The sequence below is a fragment of the Lonsdalea quercina subsp. quercina genome, assembly GCF_000688695.1.
GTDB lineage: Bacteria > Pseudomonadota > Gammaproteobacteria > Enterobacterales > Enterobacteriaceae > Lonsdalea > Lonsdalea quercina_D.
Map to the genome: position 1 here is coordinate 113,137 of NZ_JIBQ01000012.1, position 18,348 is coordinate 131,484.

Sequence of the window (18,348 nt, forward strand, 5' to 3'; positions counted from 1 at the left end):
AAGGGGTGCTCTTTACCTTAGCGAGCGGCCTCGTAGACGCGTTGGCTGTCGGCCAGCGTGATGTCCTTGTGTTCGCCCAGCGCCGTCATACCGTGTTCCTCAAGTTTTTCCACCAGCGCCGGGATGCTGCTGCCGTCCAACTGATAGTCCGACATCCGCGTGGGGACGCCCATACGTTCGAAGAACCCGCGAGTGGCTTCAATCGCGCCGTCAATGCGGCTATCTTCGCTGCCATCACGAAGGTTCCACACCCGCTCAGCGTACTGTAGCAGTTTCTCCCGTTTCTGCGCTTTACGGTCACGCAGCATGGCAGGTAGAACGACCGCCAATGTCTGCGCATGGTCCAAACCGTGCATGGCGGTGAGCTCATGTCCCAGCATATGAGTGGACCAGTCTTGCGGGACACCGGCGCCGATCAAACCGTTCAAAGCCAGCGTGGCGCTCCACATCACGTTGGCGCGCACGGCATAATTATCCGGTTCTTCCAGCGCGCGCGGACCTTCCTCGACCAGCGTCAGCAGCAGCCCTTCGGCGAAGCGATCCTGAACCTTCGCGTCGACCGGGTAAGTCAGGTACTGCTCCAGCGTATGTACAAAGGCATCAACGACGCCATTGGCAATCTGGCGTTCAGGCAAAGTATAGGTGACGACCGGATCCAGCACGGCAAACTGCGGACGCACCAACGTTGAGTGAAACGCTTGTTTGTCGCCGCTGGCTTTCCGCGTGATCACCGCGCCGCTGTTGGACTCGGAACCGGTAGCCGGGAGCGTGAGCACCACGCCGATAGGCAGCGCCTGAGTGATGTCCTGTCCGCCGGTTTGCAGGATATGCCACGGATCGTCAGACGCCGTGTAGTTTGCTGCCGCCGCAATGAATTTGGTGCCGTCCGCCACCGAACCGCCGCCGACGGCAAGCAGGAAATCGATATGCTCCCGATGCACGACCTCCACGGCTTTCATCAGCGTTTCATACGTCGGATTGGGTTCAACGCCGGAAAACTCCGTGATGCTGCGGCCCGCCAGTGCGGCGTGGACCTGGTCGAGCACGCCGTTGCGTTTGATGCTGCCGCCGCCGTAGACGATCAGAATACGCGCGTCTTCAGGGATTTCAGCGGCGATGCCGGCGATCTGTCCTTCTCCGAACAGAATCTTTGTAGGGGTATGCAGGGTAAAATTATTCATAGATTACTTATCCAGTTTGAAGCCTTGCTGAAGCAGGGCGGGTAGGACTTCGGGGAAGTAGATGTGCTGGTAATAGTCCGCGGTGTTGGATCCCCAGGCGGCGCCGTCGGTGCGGCCGATTTTTTCCCAGTGTTTCGTCAGCGTTTCATCATATTGCTTGATAGCGTCGTTCAGCGAGTCGTCCTGATACACTTCTTCATGACGGAAGGTGCTGATGGGCAGACGGGGCTTCTGATGCGCCGGCTGGTCGACGTAGCCCAGCACCAGACCCGCGACAGGGAACGTGTGTTCCGGCAGTTCAAGGAGTTCGATCATTGCCTGCGGATCGCGGCGGACGGCGCCGATGGGGACGATGCCCAGTCCAAAGGAATGTGCCGCGGCGATCAGGCTGCCCAAGGCAATGCCTACATCGGTACTGCCGGAGACGATGCTCTCCACGCTTTCGTGCGCGTGCTGTTCAAAGCCCGCCAGGGCGATGGCGCGTTCGCTTTTATGCATGTCCAGCACCAGCGTCAGGAAGACCGGGGCCTGCGCAATCCAAGTTTGTCCGCCGGCCAGTTCGGCGATGCGGGCGCGTCGCGCCGGATCGCGAGTGACGACAACGGAAACCTGCTGTGAATTAACGGAAGTCGGGGCGCGGTAGGCGGTTTCGATGATCGTGGAAAGGACGTCTTCAGGAATCGCTTTGTCCAGATAGCTGCGTTCGCTGCGATGGCTCGTCAATAACTTGATTGTCTCGTTCATTCTTTCCATCCCTTCGTTGTTTTGATTTTCTTTAGTCCATCGGAAGTGCCCGACGGCATGGTCTGATATTCATTCTCGGGATCTGTCGGCGAGGGTACAATGCTCATTTCTGTTTCGTTATTGCCTATTTCTGCAAAGAAGTGCAGGAATTGATGCTTGACGACCCTATTTATGTCATTTTATTGCCATATTCTGCAAAGGATGAAGATATGCATAGCGAAACACATCGCCAGCGGCTGGCAAACATGGCCAGGCAATACGTAGGGCAGGGCTGTGTCACCGTCACGCCGATCCCGCAGGTCAGGGTCATCTATGCCGAAGAGCACTGTGTGCGTCGGCCGGTGATGTATGACCCCAGTATCGTCATTATGTTTCAGGGCCACAAAGTGGGGTTCATGGGCGAAAAGACCTTCCGCTATGATCCGGACAACTATTTGCTGATGACGGTGCCGTTGCCGTTTGAGTGCGAAACCTTCGCGACGCCGGAGCAACCGCTGATCGGCCTTTCGATAAGAATGGACAGCGGAATGTTGCAGGATCTGCTGATGGATATTGGCGACGATGAGTGTCCGGAACGTCCGCGCGCCGACACCACCGGGGTATGCAGCGTACCGCTTTGCGACAAGATGTTGTGTGCGGCGGAGCGGTTGCTGGAGGCGATGGCGACGCCGAGAGACGCCAGAGTGCTAGGCCCGGGGATCGTGCGCGAGATCATCTATCACGTGCTCTGCGGCGTCGGCGGGGCGGCGCTGCAAGCGGTGGTCAACCGACATACCCACTTCAGCCAGATAGCGCGCGCGTTGCGGCGCATTGAACACGACTATGCGGACAGCCTGAACGTCGAGCAGTTGGCTGCGGACGTGAATATGAGCGTGTCGGCCTTCCATCACAATTTCAAGGCGGTGACGAATACTTCGCCGCTGCAATATCTGAAATCTTATCGTTTGCACAAAGCGCGATTAATGATGCTGCATGACGGACTGAAGGCCAGCGCAGCCGCGCTGCGGGTCGGGTATGAAAGCCCGTCGCAGTTCAGCCGGGAGTTTAAACGCTACTTCGGCACGACGCCGGGCGACGAGGTGGTGCGGCTACGGTCGGGCAGCGCGCTGGTGGAAGGTAATTAACAGACGTCGCCGCGCAGGCGGTCAGCCCGGCGGCGGAAGACGGCGTTAAACGCTGACGCGTTTTTTACGCCATAGCATGATGGCGATACCGACCAAACTGCTGAGCAGCAGCACGACGGGCAGCAGGCACAGTCCTGTCATCACCTGGTCTTCGTAGCGTTTCACCAGCGGAATGTGGCTGATGGCGTAGCCCAGCGAGACGATGCCGCAGACCCACAGCAGGCCGCTCAGCCAATTGAAAACCTGAAAACGGGTATTGCTCAGCCCGGAAATCCCGGCGATGGTCGGAAGCAACGTACGAACAAAGGCCAGAAAACGGCCGATCAGCAGCGCCACCAGTCCATGCCGGTGGAACAGCGAGTACGCGCGCTGGTGATAATGCACCGGCAGTTGTCCCAGCCAGGTTTTGACCAGCCGGGTGTGGCCCAGCCAGCGCCCTTGCAGATAACTTAGCCAGCAGCCGAGGCTCGCCGCAATGGTCAGCAGCACCATGGTCGGGATAAAATTCATCACGCCTTTCGCGATCATCGCGCCCGCCAGCAGCAGCAAGCTGTCCCCCGGTAGGAAGGACGCCGGCAGCAGGCCATTCTCGAGAAATAAGGTGACGAAGAGAATGCCGTAGACCACCCATATAACGTGAGGATCGGCCAGTGCGCTGAAATCCTGCTGCCATAGCGCCTGAATTATTTCGTGAACAACACTCATTTTGCGTCCTGTCTGGTTTTGCTGGAACCCTCTGAAATGAACAACGTATTGCTGCTCCGTGCCGCGATTCGGGTACGTAATAGGGTGAAAAACGTGGGTTTGTCGTTATAACTGCCGCGTAACGACCATAATACACGTTTTCCCTATTCAATCGCAGCGAAATCAAGGGGTATAGCGAGACAGGAACCTTTACGATTCCTGAATTCTTCTGAACCCGTCGGCGAGATCCTCGATCAGATCGTCGCAATCTTCCAGTCCGATATGTAACCGAATCAACGTTCCGTTGAAATCAACGCCGCCGGCCGGTCGGATTTTGGCTAGCTCTTCCGGCTGATTAGCCAGAATCAGCGATTCGAAACCGCCCCAGGAGTAGGCCATGCTGAAGTGGCTGAAGTTATCAAGATAGCTGGCTAACTGCGCTGACGAGAGTTTTTGTTTTAAAACAAACGAAAAAAGCCCGTTGCAGCCGCTGAAGTCACGCGCGAAGGTCGCGTGGCCTTTACATCCCGGCAAAGCGGGATGATTGACGACATCGACTTCCGGACGTTCCGCCAGCCAGCGCGCGATGCGCAAACTGCTTTCCTGATGCTGCTTCAGGCGCACCCCCAGAGTACGCAGGCCGCGGCTGGCGATATAAGCGCTGTCGGCGTCCGCCATCTGACCCATCAGATAAGACTGCTCGCGCAGCCTGTCCCAGCAGCGCGCATTGGCGACCGCGGTGCCCAGCATGGTGTCGGAGTGCCCCACAATGTACTTGGTGCCTGACTGAACGGAGATATCTACGCCAGCGTCCAGCGCCTTAAACAGAATGCCCGCCGCCCAGGTGTTGTCCATGATGATGACGATCTCCGGATTGACGCGGCGTACGGCGGCGACAATCGCGGGGACATCCTGCACTTCCATCGTGATGGAGCCCGGCGATTCCAAAAAGACCACTTTGGTTTCCGGCTGGATCAGCCTGGCGATATCGCCGCCGATCATGGGATCAAAATAGGTGGTGCTGACGTTCATTCTACCCAGCACTTTGTTACAAAAGTCCTGCGTAGGTTCATAGGCGGAGCCGGTAACCAGCAGATGATCGCCCGATGAGACGAATGACAGGATGGCGTTGGCGATGGCCGCCGCACCGCAAGGGTATAACGCGCAGCCCGCGCCATTTTCCAGCTCGGTCATGGCTTCCTGCAGAGAAAAGTGCGTCAGCGTTCCACGGCGGCCGTAGAACAGCGCGCCTTTAGCGCGATTGCGGGTCGCCTGTTTCTTCTCTTCCACGCTGTCGAAGACGAGCGAGGAGGCTCGCTGAATCACGGGGTTAACCGAACCTTGGGTAAATTTCTTCTGTCTTCCGGCGGAAACCAGTGCTGTGGCGGTTTTTTTGCTAGTCATGCTTCACCTGTTGCTCATCGGCCTTGATGGCTCCTGTCATTGAGGAGTGCGGCGGTTTTATCTCTTTAACACCATTCTCTTTACGTTATCATGGCTGACACCGAGTGTGGCGGGCGGAAGGCTAAAAAGCACACTCTTGCTGCCAGTGAGGGCAGTAAAAGGGGATTGTGCTGTAAGGAAAGGCGGGGTTTTGGCCAGAAGCGCCGACTGCCATGGAGATATATGCGCAATAATAATGAGAATAGCTATCAATTAATTTTGGCTTTGGTATCATTTTGACCAAAATGGTTGACTAATGAATAGCACTGAATGATTGGCGGAGGAACAGCGTGAATACGGCTGACATTAAAGGAAAGCAGCAGGTTTCATCAGCCTGGCGGACGATCGGGGGCGCCTTTGGCGCAGTGTACCGGAGCCTGCTGGCGTTATTGCTGGTGGCGGGCTTTAGCGGCTATGCGTTTGCCGCACCTTCATCTTTACCTCTCTCCACGGACGGTGGCGATTCGGCGGCGACATCACCGCTCTCATTGCCGCCAGGTTCCGAATCTGCCGCGCCGGGTAATTTGATGCAGATGGATTTATCCGTGCTGGGGATGTACCAACATGCGGACATCGTGGTCAAGATCGTCATGATCGGCTTGATCCTGGCATCGGTGGTGACCTGGGCCATCTTCTTCGGTAAAAGCGCCGAGTTGATCGGCGCGAAGCGTCGCCTGCGTCGCGAGCATGATGCCCTGAGCAACGTGCGCTCGCTGGACGAAGCGGCTGAAATGGCGCGTCTTTGCAAAAAGGGCAGCGTCGCGCAACAGTTCGTCGCCGATGCGCAGGACGAAATCTTACTGTCAGCCCGTTCCGACGACAATCAGGGCATTAAAGAGCGTACCGCGTTCCGCTTTGAGCGCCGCGTCGCCGCCAACGGACGCCATATGTCGCGTGGGACCGGATACCTGGCGACAGTCGGCGCCATCGCACCGTTTATCGGTCTGTTTGGTACGGTTTGGGGCATCATGAACAGCTTTATCGGCATTGCCCACACGCAGACCACGAACCTGGCCGTTGTCGCGCCGGGTATCGCCGAAGCGTTGCTGGCTACGGCCATCGGTCTGATTGCCGCTATTCCTGCGGTGGTTATCTACAACGTGTTCGCCCGCTCCACGACCAGCTACAAAGCGCTGGTTGGCGATGTCGCGGCGCAGGTGCTGCTGCTTCAGAGCCGCGATTTGGACATTGCCGCCAGTGAAAGCAGCGCGGCGGCGTCTTCGACGCAGAAACTGCGGGCGGGTTGAGTCATGGCAATGCATCTGAACGACGGACAGAACGAAAACGGCGAAATGCATGACATCAACGTCACGCCGTTTATTGATGTCATGCTGGTGCTGCTGATTATCTTTATGGTGGCGGCGCCGCTGGCGACGGTCGACGTTCGCGTAAATCTGCCAGCCTCTTCCGCCGCGCCTCAACCGCGTGAAAAACCGGTCTATCTGACGATAAAAGCCAATAAACAGCTTTATCTGGGAGAAGACCCGGTCACGCAGGATACGCTGGCGCAGACGCTGAATGCCAAAACCAACGGCAACAAAGAGAACACGATCTACTTCCAGGCGGATAAGAGCGTGGACTACGAGACCATGATGCAGGTCATGGACTCGCTGCGTTCCGCGGGCTATCTCAAAGTGGGTTTGATGGGGATGGAGAAAGCGTCGCGTTAATCACACTTATGGCACACGTTTTACGTTAAGCGCGGCTTCTGCCGCGCTTTTTTGTTTCCGTTGTTCGCTGCGTTATCGGCTGTATTTGGCTTTGAGCGTCGTGGCTGCAGCCCGGGTGACCTGGCGGTTAAGCGAAGGGGTAGCTCCTGGTCAGCCCCATGTTCAGGTAACCGCTTTTCCCTGTCGTGACGGTGTAATCGTCGAAGAGCATGACTGATAACACTTCCGTGGCGTTTTGATCCTCGATGGTGAAGTAACTCGCCCCACAGTGATGCTGGCTATTCACGCATGCTTTGAACTGATGCTCAAATCCTGGATAAGTCAGCTGTTGCAGCCGTTCAAAAACGGCCTTTACCTGCTCTGGGGNCGTTTGGGCGGGCGGATGGCAAAGTTGATAGATACACTCCTGCGCTTCTGCCTGATGCGTTGAGCAGAAAAAATCCTTTATCTTTTCCCACAAACTCATTTCCGGGGGCGTTTCCGATTCCAGGATATTGTTGATTTTTTCACTGCTGATGTAAGCAGGAAAGTAGCCAGTCCCGACATAAAATGACATCACATCCCTCCTTCAATTAATGGGGTATGAGAGAACTTAACAGGCGACAAAGCGCGTTTGGATAGGGCGAAAGCCTGGTTTAATCGGGGGCGGGTGGCTGATAACCTCATTGAACCAGGCGCTTGCTGGCCTGGTCCGAGGCGTTGCGGGAAACCGGTGACGGGGGCGATTTATCCGCGAGAGTCTGGATGGCGCCAGTGGATGCGGCTTGGCACGNAAACGTGCTTTTCGGGGAGAGTGCGCCCGTCAATCAGCGCGGTGATCATATCGAAGCTTCTGCTGGCCAGCGTTTCGCAATCTTGCGCGACGGTGTCGATTCGCAGCGGCAGACAGTCAAACAGATAGTGATCGTCAAAGCTGCACAGTCGGATCTCGCTGTTCATCAGGTTGTGCTGGTTCAGGTAGCGCAGCACCCCTTCCAGCAGGCCGCAGGCGGCGACAAACAGGGTTTTGGGTGGACGCCCGAGCGTCGCGCACAGCTCGGCAAACATCTCGTAGCCGGAGCTGGGGCGATAGTTGCCGTGAATAATCCAGTCGGGATGACAGCTGACCCCGGCGCGCTCCAGCCCTAGTTGGAAACCGGCCAGACGGTCGCGGGTGGGCGAAATGCGGGATTGGCCGCCAATGAAATAGAACTCGCCCTGATGCTGACGCGCGATGGTTTCTACCAATTTGGCGGTCGGCTCGATCGACTCGGTGATCACCAGCGGCAGGTCGGAGTCACCTATCATGCGGTCGAACTGTACGACAGGCAGCTGCTGGTTAATCTTCTGATACTCGGCGTCGTTAAGCATGCTGGAGGCGACAATCAGGCCGTCCACCTGACGCTGAATCAGGCTATTTACCGCCATGATTTCCTGGCTGGGATTCTCGTCGGTACAGGCGATAAGCAGTTGCAGACCCGCCTCGCGGCACAGCATTTCCAGTTCGTGAGAAATTAACGCAAAGCCATAGTTGGTCATTTCCGGCACGACCAGGCCGAGCGTGTTGCTGCGGGTAGAGCGAAGCGAGCGGGCGTGAATACTGGGAAGGTAGCGATGCTGTTGAGCGAGAGCAAGAATGCGGTCGCGTGTGGCGTCCGAGACGCGAAACTCCTTACTACGACCATTTAAAACCAAACTGGCGGTGGATTTGGAAACCCCCGCCAGTTTGGCGATATCACTGATGGTTACGCGCTTAGTTTGTTTCACCACTCGTTCTTAATGGTAGAAAAAAGGGAAACTATTCTATCACGCATGACGCTAACAGCCAGTGCTGCAGCGTTAACCTCCCTGAACCGCTGAAACTGACGGTGGCATCCCGCAGTGGGAAATAGCGGGCCGACATCACGGCGGCGCCGTGGTTGATGAAGATTTCCACGCTGGAGCGATCGCACAAGATATGCAGGAAGTGCAATTCGCCGCGCCAGTAACGATGTTCCGGCTCGCCCGTACGCAGGTTATGACGACTCAGCGTCAGCCGTTCGCCGTCCCAGCACAACACCATAAGGCCGGCGAAGTTGATCTGGAACTCGCCCTGCGTATCCACCATCAGTTCGGCGCTGCCCGCAGGCAGTACCGGCGCATAGTCCGCGACGCCTTTCCAGACGTGCTTCTGCGTGCGCAGGCTCTGCAGCTCACAGGCGGGCTGCTGATACAGCATGCCGTCATGCAGCGTTAGCTCACGCGGGCAGGTCATGGTATGCACCCAGCCGTATTCGAGGGTGGGCTGCTGGAACTCATCCTGATCCGGAACCGCCATCCAGCCGAACATCAGGCGACGGCCATCCTGGCTCGTCGTGGTCTGTGGCGCATAGAACTCAAAGCCCAGATCCAGCTCCTGGAAGTCTCCGTGGGTGAACTGTCCTTTGTCATAATCCAGCTTGCCGACGAAGTAGCCCGCCTGGAAGATGTTCAGGTAACGTTCTTCCTCGGCCGCCAACCCCTGAGGACTGCAAATCAGTACGTCGTGCTGCCCTAATGGGAACAGATCCGGACACTCCCACATGTAGCCGAAATCGCCCAAGCCGCCGAGGCGGGAGCCGGCGATTTCGCCCAATGACTGCCACTGATGCAGATCGTCGGAGGAAAACAGCAGCACCTTGCCCTGCAAATCGTTGTCCTGAGCGCCGAGCACCATGTACCACTTGCCGTCATGACGCCATACCTTGGGATCGCGTACGTGGCCGGTATAGCCTTCCGGCAGCGTCAGAACGGTGCCGAGCTTATCGAACTCGCCGTCTGCATTTTCCCGCGCCAGACACTGATTGGCCGTGCGTGAGCCGTCGTCGTACTTCACGTTGCCGGTATAAACCAGCGTCAGCGTGCCGTCGTCGTCTTCCACCGCAGAACCAGAGTAGCAGCCGTGGCTTTCATAACTTTCTGCCGGTACCAGCGCCACGGGTTCGTGACGCCAGTTGACCAGATCGGCCGAGCTCCAGTGCCCCCAGAATTTCGCTCCGTGGGCGCAAGCTAATGGATTCCACTGATAAAACAGATGGTAACGCCCTTTGTGCTCAATGAATCCATTCGGATCATTGAGCAGACCGACATTCGGTGACAGGTGCCACTGCGGACGGTAAGGGTCATAGCACTGGCGCGATTGAGCCGACATCAAGGCATGAGCCATACGTTTTAATAAGTGGGTTTCTCTCATTATTTGCTATCCGTTTTGTATCTCAGGAGCAGGGAAATCAAGAAGGCTGTTCCGAAGGCTATCAGCATGCCGATCACGTAACTGAGGAATGAGTCGGCTTTTACAATCGCCATGCCCGGAATACCCGTCAGACCTACGGCAGTCATGCCGACGTGGTTAGCCACGACCCAGGCCCCGCCCAGCGCCCCGCCGACGATGGCGGCCAGGAACGGTTTCACGAAGCGCAGGTTGATACCGAACAGCGCCGCTTCGGTGATCCCCAGCAGTGCGGAGAAACTGGAAGGGATAGCAATCGCCTTGATGCGAGGATCTTTGGTTTTGAAATAAACCGCCAGACAGGCGCCGCCCTGAGCGATGTTAGCCATGCACCAGATCGGCAGCAGGAAGTTGACGCCGATGTTCGGGTTGCCCAGCAGACCGGCTTCAATGGCGTGGAAGCTGTGGTGCACCCCGGTGATCACGATCACGGAGTAGAGACCGCCGAAGAGCAGACCCGCTAACCAACCTGCATGGGTGATCAGGGTGCTCAGCACCATGGAGATACCGTCGCCCAGCATGCGGCCAGCAGGACCAATCACCAGCATGGCGACAAAGCCGGAGATGATGACGGTCAGGAACGGCGTCAGGATGATATCCAGCGCGTTAGGGATGATTTTGCGCAGGCGTTTTTCCACCATGCTCATGAACCAGACTGCCAGCAGTACCGGGAACACGGTGCCCTGATAGCCGATCATGGCGAAGTCGTAGCCGAACAGGTGCATGGTTTTGAACCCTTCGGTGACGCCCCAGGCGTTGGTCAGCGCGGGGTGAGTCAGAATCCCCCCGAGCGTCGCGCCCAGATAAGGGTTACCGCCGAACTCGCGCGCGGAGGTGAAACCAATCAGGATCGGCAGAATGATGAAGGCGGCGGAGCTGAAGATATCCAGCAGGATGAAAATAGCGCTATCCGGGTTCACCCAGTTATAGGTTTTGATCATCCCCAGCAGACCCATCAGCAGGCCGGAGGCGACGATAGCCGGAATGATGGGAACGAAGATATTGGACAGCAGGCGCGCCAGGCGCTGCAGCGGGTTCAGTTTTTTGGCGGCGGCCGACGCGGCTTCCGCTTTACTGGATTCATGGACGCCCGCGGCTTTGATGAACTCCGCATAGACTTTGTTGACCAGACCGGAGCCGAAAATGATCTGCATTTGTCCTGAGTTTTGGAAACAGCCTTTTACGCCTTCCACTTTTTCGATAGCGGCTTTGTCCGCCTTATTATCATCTTTTAACACCAGACGCAGACGTGTGGCACAGTGGGCCGCGCTGGCAATATTGTCTTTCCCGCCCAGCAGGGGGAGAAGAGAAGCCGCAGTGGCTTTAATGTCCATAAGTTTCCTCATAAATCAAACAACACTACATCAGCTAAACTCGCGGCTATCCGAAGACGGCCGCGGGTGAAGGCTGAATCAATTAAAACCAGGTTTCCATCTGAACGCCGAAGGTCCATTCGCCGCCAGCGCTAAAGCCGGTGGAGCCGAAAGCATCTTCGTTGGAGTAGTTGTCCAGACGTTTATCCCAGTCCATGTAGCTGGCGAAAACGCGCAGCTCGGGCCGGCTGAAAAAGTTGGCGATATCGCCAACCTTGAAGGTCGGTGCGAAGGTCAATTTGTAAAAACCGCCGCTGACCTGATTGCGCGCCAAATAGCCTTGTGGATCGAGATCCATGTACTGATAGCTACCTTCATACGCCAATGCGAAATTGGGAGTGATTTCCTGAATGAAGCGGGCGTTAAACGTTACCCACTGATAGTCATCTCCGGAGACATAACGATCTTTACTGCTCTGCGCCATCAGCGAGGGCGCGAAGCTCCAGGTCTTGTTGATGGCGGTGGTGCCGTAGGTCGCCAGCCGCCAGGTATCGGCGTTTTGCGTCAGGTTGCCGTCGGAGCCAATCCCTTTGACTTCCGCGCCCAACCCGTGACCGTACAGCAATGCGATAAGCGAGCTGCCGTCCCGCAGGCCGTAAAAGTTGTCACCACGCCATGCCACCGCGGCGTGTACGCCGGAATCGCCAGCATTGCTGTTGACGATATGGCTGGCGCTGTTGGCACCGGTGTTGGTGGTGAGATCGTTGTTCTTCGCTCGCAGTCCACTCAGCATGAACTGGAACGGACCGACGAAGTTATTGCTGGTCACGATGTAGTTCTGGATCTCGTTATCCAGCGCCTCGTTGTCGCCCAGGCTGCGGCCATACAGAGAGAAGTTGGTTTTCCATCCGTCGACGGGTTGAACATCGTAGATACCGCCGCCGGTGCCGGCCAGGAAGATGACGTCGGAGTCCAGCCAGTGGATATCGAAGTTGTCCCGGTCGAAACGTTTACCCGCCCACAACGTAGTGTCCTTGAACGCGCCGGTGAACGTCGGCAGAGAGCCCAGCTCCACGAAAGCTTCGCGAATATTCAGGTCGCTACTGTCTGCTGTCCAGTCGTTATAGCTGCGCTGTCCGTCGGCCATCATCACCTTGAAACGAGTCGTCGCGCCGTTATCCAGCTTGGTCTTATGCTCCAGCTTGAGTTCCAGATACGTGTCGTCCTCGTTGCCCAGACGGCCGATGTTGCCGCCTACGCTGCCGGCGGGCGACATGCCCGGCCCGATATCCGCTTTGCTGCTGGTGGCGGAGTCATGTATCGCCAACCCGGATCGCGCATAGCCGTGGAATTCGAAGCCATCGGCGAGGCTGCTTTTGTCAGCCAGCGCGGTGGTGCGTTCCGCGACCTGTCGCGTTTGCTGCTCGTTTTGCGTGGTGCGTTGTTCGACCTGATGCGCCTGCTGTTCGATGAGCGCCGTGCGGGTAGAGAGCGTCTGCGCCTGCTTTTCCGCCGCGTCGGCACGGGCTTCCGCCCGCTGAGCGCGCAGTTCAGCCTGCTGTACACGCTGTTCCAACGCATTGAGTCGATCTTCCAGCGTGGTAGTTTCCGCCCCGGTGGCATAATGGGAACACAGAAGAAGTCCTATCGTTGCAGAGAGGTAGTTGAGTTTCATGGTTTTTATTCTCTTTTTAGGTTGAGCTATATTATTTTTGCTAAATTGCTAAACCGGTTGTGCAGCGAAATTAAAAGGGTGTGAGGGGGTTGGCAAGGGTTTTTGCTAACTCGATTCTCTATCTGTGATCCTGGCTACAAAATACCTGTTCCCACGTCGTTTTTTTACGCGGGAACAGGAAAGTTTTAGGAAAGAGGCGTGGCTAACTGGTGCGCATAAGGCAGCGCCGTCATCGCACCTTTGGCGGTGGTCGCGAGCGCGCCGCAGCGCTGCGCCTGATCCACGATATCCATCCATTGGGCGATGTTGTTCAAATCGTCGTGCTGCGCCAGACCTTGCAGCAGGCCGGCGACAAAGGCGTCGCCAGCGCCCGTCGTGTCGACAGGCGTCACGTATGGCGCGTCGAAATGTTTCAGGTTCTTGCTGTCGCGCAGCCACACGCCGTTGCCGCCCTGCGTGACCAGCAGCAGTTTCAGGCCGTAGCGGGACATCAGCGCTTCCGTTCCTTGTTCAATCTCGGACGTACCGCTTAGGAACAGGAATTCATCTTCCGAAAGTTTCACCGCATCGGACAGAGACAGCGCCTGGTCCAGACAGTCACGCAGTTCCTGTTCGCTTTCCCACAAGTCTTCACGGATGTTCGGATCGAAGCTGACCCAGCCCTGCGCTTCCCGGATGCGTTTCATCGCTTCCAGCGCTGTTCCGCGCGAAGGTTCCTGAGAAAGAGCGATAGAGCACAAGTGCAGCCATTCGCCGCGCTGAAAATCAGGCAGGTCGTGCGACTGAATAAACAGGTCGGCGCTTGGGCGCACCATGAAGGTGAAAGAGCGCTCGCCCTGATCGTCCAGCTCTACCAGCACGGTAGAGGTCCGATGCTTGAGGTCCAGCTGCATGAAACCGGTGTCCACCTGTTCCTCGATCAGTACCGCGCGCAGGAAGCGACCGAAGGCGTCTTCGCCCACACGGCCGATGAATGCGCTCTCACCGCCGAGACGGGCCACACCCACGGCGACGTTCGCCGGTGCGCCGCCCGGACATTTCAGATAACGATCCGTGCCTTCAGGAATCAGGTCAACCACGGCATCGCCCATGACCCACACTTTATGTGACATAACTATGCTCTTTACTGGGATTGATAAACCGGCCGCTAAAATAGAAGAATCGGTTTAGCTAATCAATACTTTCATGCGGCTAATGTCGGCGACCGCACACATTCATCACTTTTTCAGGGAGTAAAAACCCAAAAAAACGCAATACAGGGCCATATCGTGACCCGCCGGACTCATTTCTTGGTGTGAATATTGCGGGAGAAAAATAAACGGGAGAAGAGATTGAAAATAACGGCATGAGTCACGTCGATGCAGTGGTATTTTCGGTGAGTGGACCAGACCGCGCCTAAGTGTCATGGGGTGAACTCCGCACCGTCAACGGGCGCCGATAGCGCGGGTGACTTCGTCAGCCGCCTAAAGGCATGAGTTGTTGATATATCGAGGTTAACGTTTACTCATTAAAACTGCCGAAAAGAAACTATGTTATTGATGACTAAAATATCAAACGATGCCCTCCGGAAAATAGATGGGCTATAAGGCTTATTTTCTCATTTCTCACGCAGATTTAACGCTGACGCGCGTCCTTTCATTGACCCTTTAATCAATATTGATATTTCGTTTAATTAATGCGATATGTTAATAGCGCGACTCAATTGGGATTGAATGGAAGGAAATGCGAGTGCTGGAAAACTTGAAAGCGTTCAGGATGGTCGTGGAATATCAGGGATTCAGATCCGCAGCGGTTGCAATGAAAATATCCCCCGCGATGGTGAGCCGACGAATAGAACGGCTAGAATTCGAAGTAAAAACGCAGCTGATTAAACGTAATTCAAGAACAATATTACTGACTGCGGCCGGAGAGCAATTATATCAACGCTGTCTGTCGATCATTGATGATTATGAATCCTGCATGAGAGATGTGAAAAGCCTTAATGCAGAAGTCAGCGGATGTCTTAAAGTCGGTATTCCCCATTCGATTAATCATTTGCACGTTATTCCCAACCTCAGGCAGTTTATCGAGCGCTATCCAAAACTTAAGCTTGAGACGGTGACCGGAAATCACTGTATGGAACTTTTCAGCCACGGTTTTGATTTGGCGTTGCACTGTGGCCCGTTGCCTGACAGCAACCTTTACTACTCCCTATTAGGCTACTGGCGAAAACACACCTGCGTTTCGCGCGAATATGTGCAACAGCACGGTATTCCCCGTCACCCGGAAGATTTGCATAGCCACACCTGCCTGTTCCATTTCGATAACCATCAGCGCTCATGGAAATTCATCGTCGAGGGCAAGGAAACCGATATTCGGCCTCATTGTACGTCCAGAGTCAGCAATAGTCTGGACCTCTATCAGATGGTGAAAAACGGCCAGGGGATATCTTATCTGACTGATTTTACAATAAGAGAAAGCATTAACTCCGGCGAAATCATCTCCGTGCTCGATGAATTTATGCCGCCGCCGCTCCCTATGTATGTGGTGTATATCAATCCCCGGCCGTCGCCGAATGAGCAGGCGTTTATCGATTTTATCCGGACGTTGAATTTAGCGACGGTCGAGGGTCCAGCATCCTGAGAGGATGTAATCGTGTCACTGCATCGATTTGGTCAGGCTTCAGGCCGGCGTGTTTGACTGCGTAATTTGAAGGGAAGCTAAATCCATTCTGATAACCGCCATCCCGTAAAGTCACATCAATATTGTTGATCATTTTGTTTCACTTTCTTTATTTTTCACATAATTCACAGAGGTCAATTGTCCAAGGAGGTAAATCACAAATCCGGTCACGCAAACTAAAGCAATGATTAGAGCCGTCATTTGAGGAGAATGGGCCGATATCTTCCCGATAAGAAAAGACGATAGCGCCGCGCTTCCCAACTGTAATGCCCCCATCACACCCGAAGCTGTACCGGATGCCTGCGAATGGGCGGCGATAGCCGAAGCCGTGCCAAGCGGCAGTAAGAAGCCGTTTCCGAAGGTCAGAATAGAGATAGAGATTACGGTGGAAGCTAAGGCATGTGGGCTGAAAAACATTTGTAGCGCAAATATGATGCCGCCGACGACAAAAACCAAATAGCCTTTGCGAAGGGTCGATTCAATACTTTCCGTCCGCGATATTCTTTTTGCCGTTAAATTACCGGCGACATAACTTGCTGATAACAGCACGTAGGTATATCCCACATAGACGGGTGATAATCCCAGTTTGCTGAGCATAAAGGGTGATTCGACAATATAGGCAAAATAAGCGGAATAGGCGAAGCAGAGAATTGCCGCGTAATATAAAAAACTTTTATTGAGTAAAACGTGATAGGTGCTTTTGGCCGACAGTGTCAGGCTAAGACGCTGCCGTTTTTCCGGAGGTAAGGTTTCTTTCAATGAGGTGAAGCACAATACTAGAGTCAGAATAATAAATGCCGTGAGGAAAATAAAGCATGAGTGCCAACCGAAATGTTGCGTTAATACGCCGCCGATCATGGGGGCTATGGCAGGTGACATCCCGACAAAGGGAAAGATAACCAGATATAATTGCGCCGAGGCCTTTTTATCCATCATATCGTTGATGACCGCCCGACTAATGGTAATGCCGGCGCAAGAGCCTATTCCTTGAAGAAGCCGAAGGAACAACAGCTCATTAATGTTCGTGCTATATATTACGGCGATAGTAGATATGAGCCATATAATCCCGCCGGCGATAAGGACTTTTTTTCTTCCCAGACTGTCGCTTAATGGGCCGTAAATAAGCTGAGAGGAAGAGACGCCAAATAAGAAAATAGCGATGGCGTTTTGAATCTGTGCTTCGCTGACTTTATAAAACTCGCTCATATTACCGAGCGCGGGAAGAAATATATCTGTGGAGATCAACCCGCCTACAGATAGGCACGCGATCAACACCACCAGGGGCATTGCGAGGGTATTTTTCATTAGACGTTAATAACAATCTATTATTGGGTAGCTGGAAGATAAATTAAACGGGGAATAACTAAAATCCTTAACTGCTAAACGCACTGTTGCAGATCAGTAAACAGCGGCCGTTTCATCGAGCGACAGAACCCCCCTGGCTATATATGGAACCGCCATCGGTGATGCGTTGCGTTGACTGTCGATGCAGACTAAGGCGACGGCGAAGCGCGCCACAGAGCGGTGCGGCCCGCAGTTTCAGGCTATACCGCTGGGGGGCAGCACGGCCTGCTATGCTTAGGATGACGCAAAGGGAGGTGAATCATTATGAAGGCAGAGCATGATTTGGCGTCAATATCACGTTATTTGCGTCGGCATCACGTCCTGACGCTGTGCGCGGGCGACGCGACTCATCTATGGTGCGCCAACAGCTTCTATATCTACGATGCCGACATGGCGGCCTTCGACATCATGACCCATACGGATACGCGACACGCCCAACTCATGCGGCGCTCACCGCAGGTGGCGGGCACCGTCAGCGATCAGCAGAAGAATGAGATGTTGATTCAGGGCGTGCAGTTCCGGGCCGAAGTCCGATTGCTTCAGGGGGCGGAGGCTCACATCGCCCGCGATCGATACAATGCGCGCTTCGCCCATGCTCGACGGTCCAGCGCGCCGCTATGGCGCTTGACGTTGACGGAACTGAAGATGACCGATAACAGGCTCAGATTTGGCGCCTGTTTACTGTGGCAACGGGAGGTTGTAGACGCGCATTCACGATGATGCTTTAGCGCAGGCGATGGATGACCTGATTGCTGCTGCCGCGCCAGATTAGCGAGGGATCTTTCAAATCCTGCACAAATTTACCGTCCACCAGCACGTTGATGAGGTCTACCACCTGACGCTGCTCCGGCGTCAGGTCCGCCAGCACGTATCCCGTCCACATCCAAATATCCTTGCCCTCGCACTCGCGGCGAATGCGTTGCACCAGACGTAAAATGTCCGGCACGTTCTGCGGATGCAGCGGGTCGCCGCCGGAGAGCGTCACGCCCTGGCGCGGGATGTCGGAGTCTTGCAGATCGGCGATGAGCCGGTCCTCTTCCTGCTGCGTAAACGGCTGACCGGCGCTGAGACGCCAGGTCGTTTTGTTGTAGCAGCCTGGACATTGATGTTCGCACCCCGCGACAAACAGCGTGCAGCGTGTTCCGGGTCCATTGACGACATCCACGGGGTAGTACTGAAGATAATTCATCACGGTGTCCCTATCCGGGGTCGTCCTGAGACGGCCTGACTTGATATGCGTGTGGTTCGAATCTTAAGACGATTGTGTTGGCACTGAATGCACA

Annotated in this window: 17 protein-coding genes; 5 read left to right on the plus strand and 12 right to left on the minus strand. The window is 55.3% G+C overall.

Annotated elements, in window-relative coordinates:
• Window positions 1-17: 17 nt before the first annotated feature.
• Together yqhD and SB13_RS12885 are read right to left on the minus strand one after the other, a co-directional pair.
• Window positions 18-1,181, minus strand: coding sequence for an alcohol dehydrogenase (gene yqhD / locus SB13_RS12880; protein WP_026740745.1), 1,164 nt, complete (start codon window positions 1,179-1,181; stop codon window positions 18-20).
• A gap of 3 nt (window positions 1,182-1,184) precedes the next feature.
• Window positions 1,185-1,925, minus strand: a complete 741-nt coding sequence (locus SB13_RS12885; RefSeq protein WP_026740746.1) for a nitroreductase family protein — start codon at window positions 1,923-1,925, stop codon at window positions 1,185-1,187.
• A 209-nt stretch (window positions 1,926-2,134) separates the two neighbouring features.
• Between SB13_RS12885 and SB13_RS12890 the strand changes: the two genes are divergently transcribed.
• On the plus strand, window positions 2,135-3,049 hold the full coding sequence (locus SB13_RS12890) for an AraC family transcriptional regulator (protein WP_036151742.1): 915 nt from the start codon (window positions 2,135-2,137) through the stop codon (window positions 3,047-3,049).
• Between the two features lie 45 nt (window positions 3,050-3,094).
• On the opposite strand, the gene SB13_RS12895 is transcribed toward SB13_RS12890, so the two are convergent.
• Window positions 3,095-3,754, minus strand: coding sequence for a DedA family protein (locus SB13_RS12895; RefSeq protein ID WP_026740748.1), 660 nt, complete (start codon window positions 3,752-3,754; stop codon window positions 3,095-3,097).
• 189 nt (window positions 3,755-3,943) lie between these two features.
• On the minus strand, window positions 3,944-5,137 hold the full coding sequence (gene metC / locus SB13_RS12900; protein ID WP_026740749.1) for a cystathionine beta-lyase: 1,194 nt from the start codon (window positions 5,135-5,137) through the stop codon (window positions 3,944-3,946).
• Between the two features lie 329 nt (window positions 5,138-5,466).
• Here metC and exbB point away from each other — a divergent pair, with 329 nt between their 5' ends.
• Window positions 5,467-6,423 carry a tol-pal system-associated acyl-CoA thioesterase gene (exbB, locus tag SB13_RS12905; RefSeq protein WP_081821858.1) on the plus strand — a complete coding sequence of 319 codons (957 nt, stop codon included), beginning with the start codon at window positions 5,467-5,469 and terminating at the stop codon, window positions 6,421-6,423.
• Between the two features lie 3 nt (window positions 6,424-6,426).
• A complete protein-coding gene (gene exbD / locus SB13_RS12910) occupies window positions 6,427-6,846 on the plus strand; it encodes a TonB system transport protein ExbD (RefSeq protein ID WP_026740751.1) in 420 nt (139 codons plus the stop codon).
• 127 nt (window positions 6,847-6,973) lie between these two features.
• Here exbD and SB13_RS12915 read toward each other — a convergent pair whose 3' ends face one another.
• The 6 genes from SB13_RS12915 to SB13_RS12940 all read right to left on the minus strand — a co-directional run bounded on the left by SB13_RS12915 (window position 6,974) and on the right by SB13_RS12940 (window position 14,172).
• Window positions 6,974-7,402, minus strand: a complete 429-nt coding sequence (locus SB13_RS12915; protein ID WP_026740752.1) for a hypothetical protein — start codon at window positions 7,400-7,402, stop codon at window positions 6,974-6,976.
• Between the two features lie 170 nt (window positions 7,403-7,572).
• Window positions 7,573-8,592 carry a LacI family DNA-binding transcriptional regulator gene (locus SB13_RS12920; RefSeq protein ID WP_026740753.1) on the minus strand — a complete coding sequence of 340 codons (1,020 nt, stop codon included), beginning with the start codon at window positions 8,590-8,592 and terminating at the stop codon, window positions 7,573-7,575.
• Between the two features lie 31 nt (window positions 8,593-8,623).
• Window positions 8,624-10,036: a sucrose-6-phosphate hydrolase gene (locus tag SB13_RS12925; protein WP_026740754.1), complete on the minus strand. Its 1,413-nt coding sequence runs from the start codon at window positions 10,034-10,036 to the stop codon at window positions 8,624-8,626.
• Window positions 10,036-11,406 carry a sucrose-specific PTS transporter subunit IIBC gene (locus SB13_RS12930; RefSeq protein WP_026740755.1) on the minus strand — a complete coding sequence of 457 codons (1,371 nt, stop codon included), beginning with the start codon at window positions 11,404-11,406 and terminating at the stop codon, window positions 10,036-10,038. The genes SB13_RS12925 and SB13_RS12930 overlap by 1 nt, the downstream gene beginning before the upstream one ends.
• Window positions 11,407-11,488: 82 nt before the next feature.
• Window positions 11,489-13,060, minus strand: a complete 1,572-nt coding sequence (locus SB13_RS12935; RefSeq protein WP_026740756.1) for a carbohydrate porin — start codon at window positions 13,058-13,060, stop codon at window positions 11,489-11,491.
• Window positions 13,061-13,245: 185 nt separating this feature from the next.
• Window positions 13,246-14,172, minus strand: coding sequence for an aminoimidazole riboside kinase (locus SB13_RS12940; RefSeq protein ID WP_026740757.1), 927 nt, complete (start codon window positions 14,170-14,172; stop codon window positions 13,246-13,248).
• A gap of 610 nt (window positions 14,173-14,782) precedes the next feature.
• Here SB13_RS12940 and SB13_RS12945 point away from each other — a divergent pair.
• Entirely contained in the window at window positions 14,783-15,682 is a 900-nt protein-coding gene (locus SB13_RS12945; protein ID WP_235202412.1) for a LysR family transcriptional regulator, read from the plus strand.
• Window positions 15,683-15,811: 129 nt separating this feature from the next.
• Here the strand turns inward: SB13_RS12945 and SB13_RS12950 are convergent, their stop codons facing one another.
• Window positions 15,812-17,026, minus strand: coding sequence for a multidrug effflux MFS transporter (locus SB13_RS12950; RefSeq protein WP_026740759.1), 1,215 nt, complete (start codon window positions 17,024-17,026; stop codon window positions 15,812-15,814).
• 303 nt (window positions 17,027-17,329) lie between these two features.
• Between SB13_RS12950 and SB13_RS12955 the strand changes: the two genes are divergently transcribed.
• On the plus strand, window positions 17,330-17,785 hold the full coding sequence (locus tag SB13_RS12955) for a YhbP family protein (RefSeq protein ID WP_026740760.1): 456 nt from the start codon (window positions 17,330-17,332) through the stop codon (window positions 17,783-17,785).
• 4 nt (window positions 17,786-17,789) lie between these two features.
• Here SB13_RS12955 and nrdG read toward each other — a convergent pair whose 3' ends face one another.
• Complete coding sequence (gene nrdG / locus SB13_RS12960) at window positions 17,790-18,254, minus strand: anaerobic ribonucleoside-triphosphate reductase-activating protein (RefSeq protein WP_026740761.1); 465 nt, start codon at window positions 18,252-18,254, stop codon at window positions 17,790-17,792.
• Window positions 18,255-18,348: the final 94 nt, after the last annotated feature.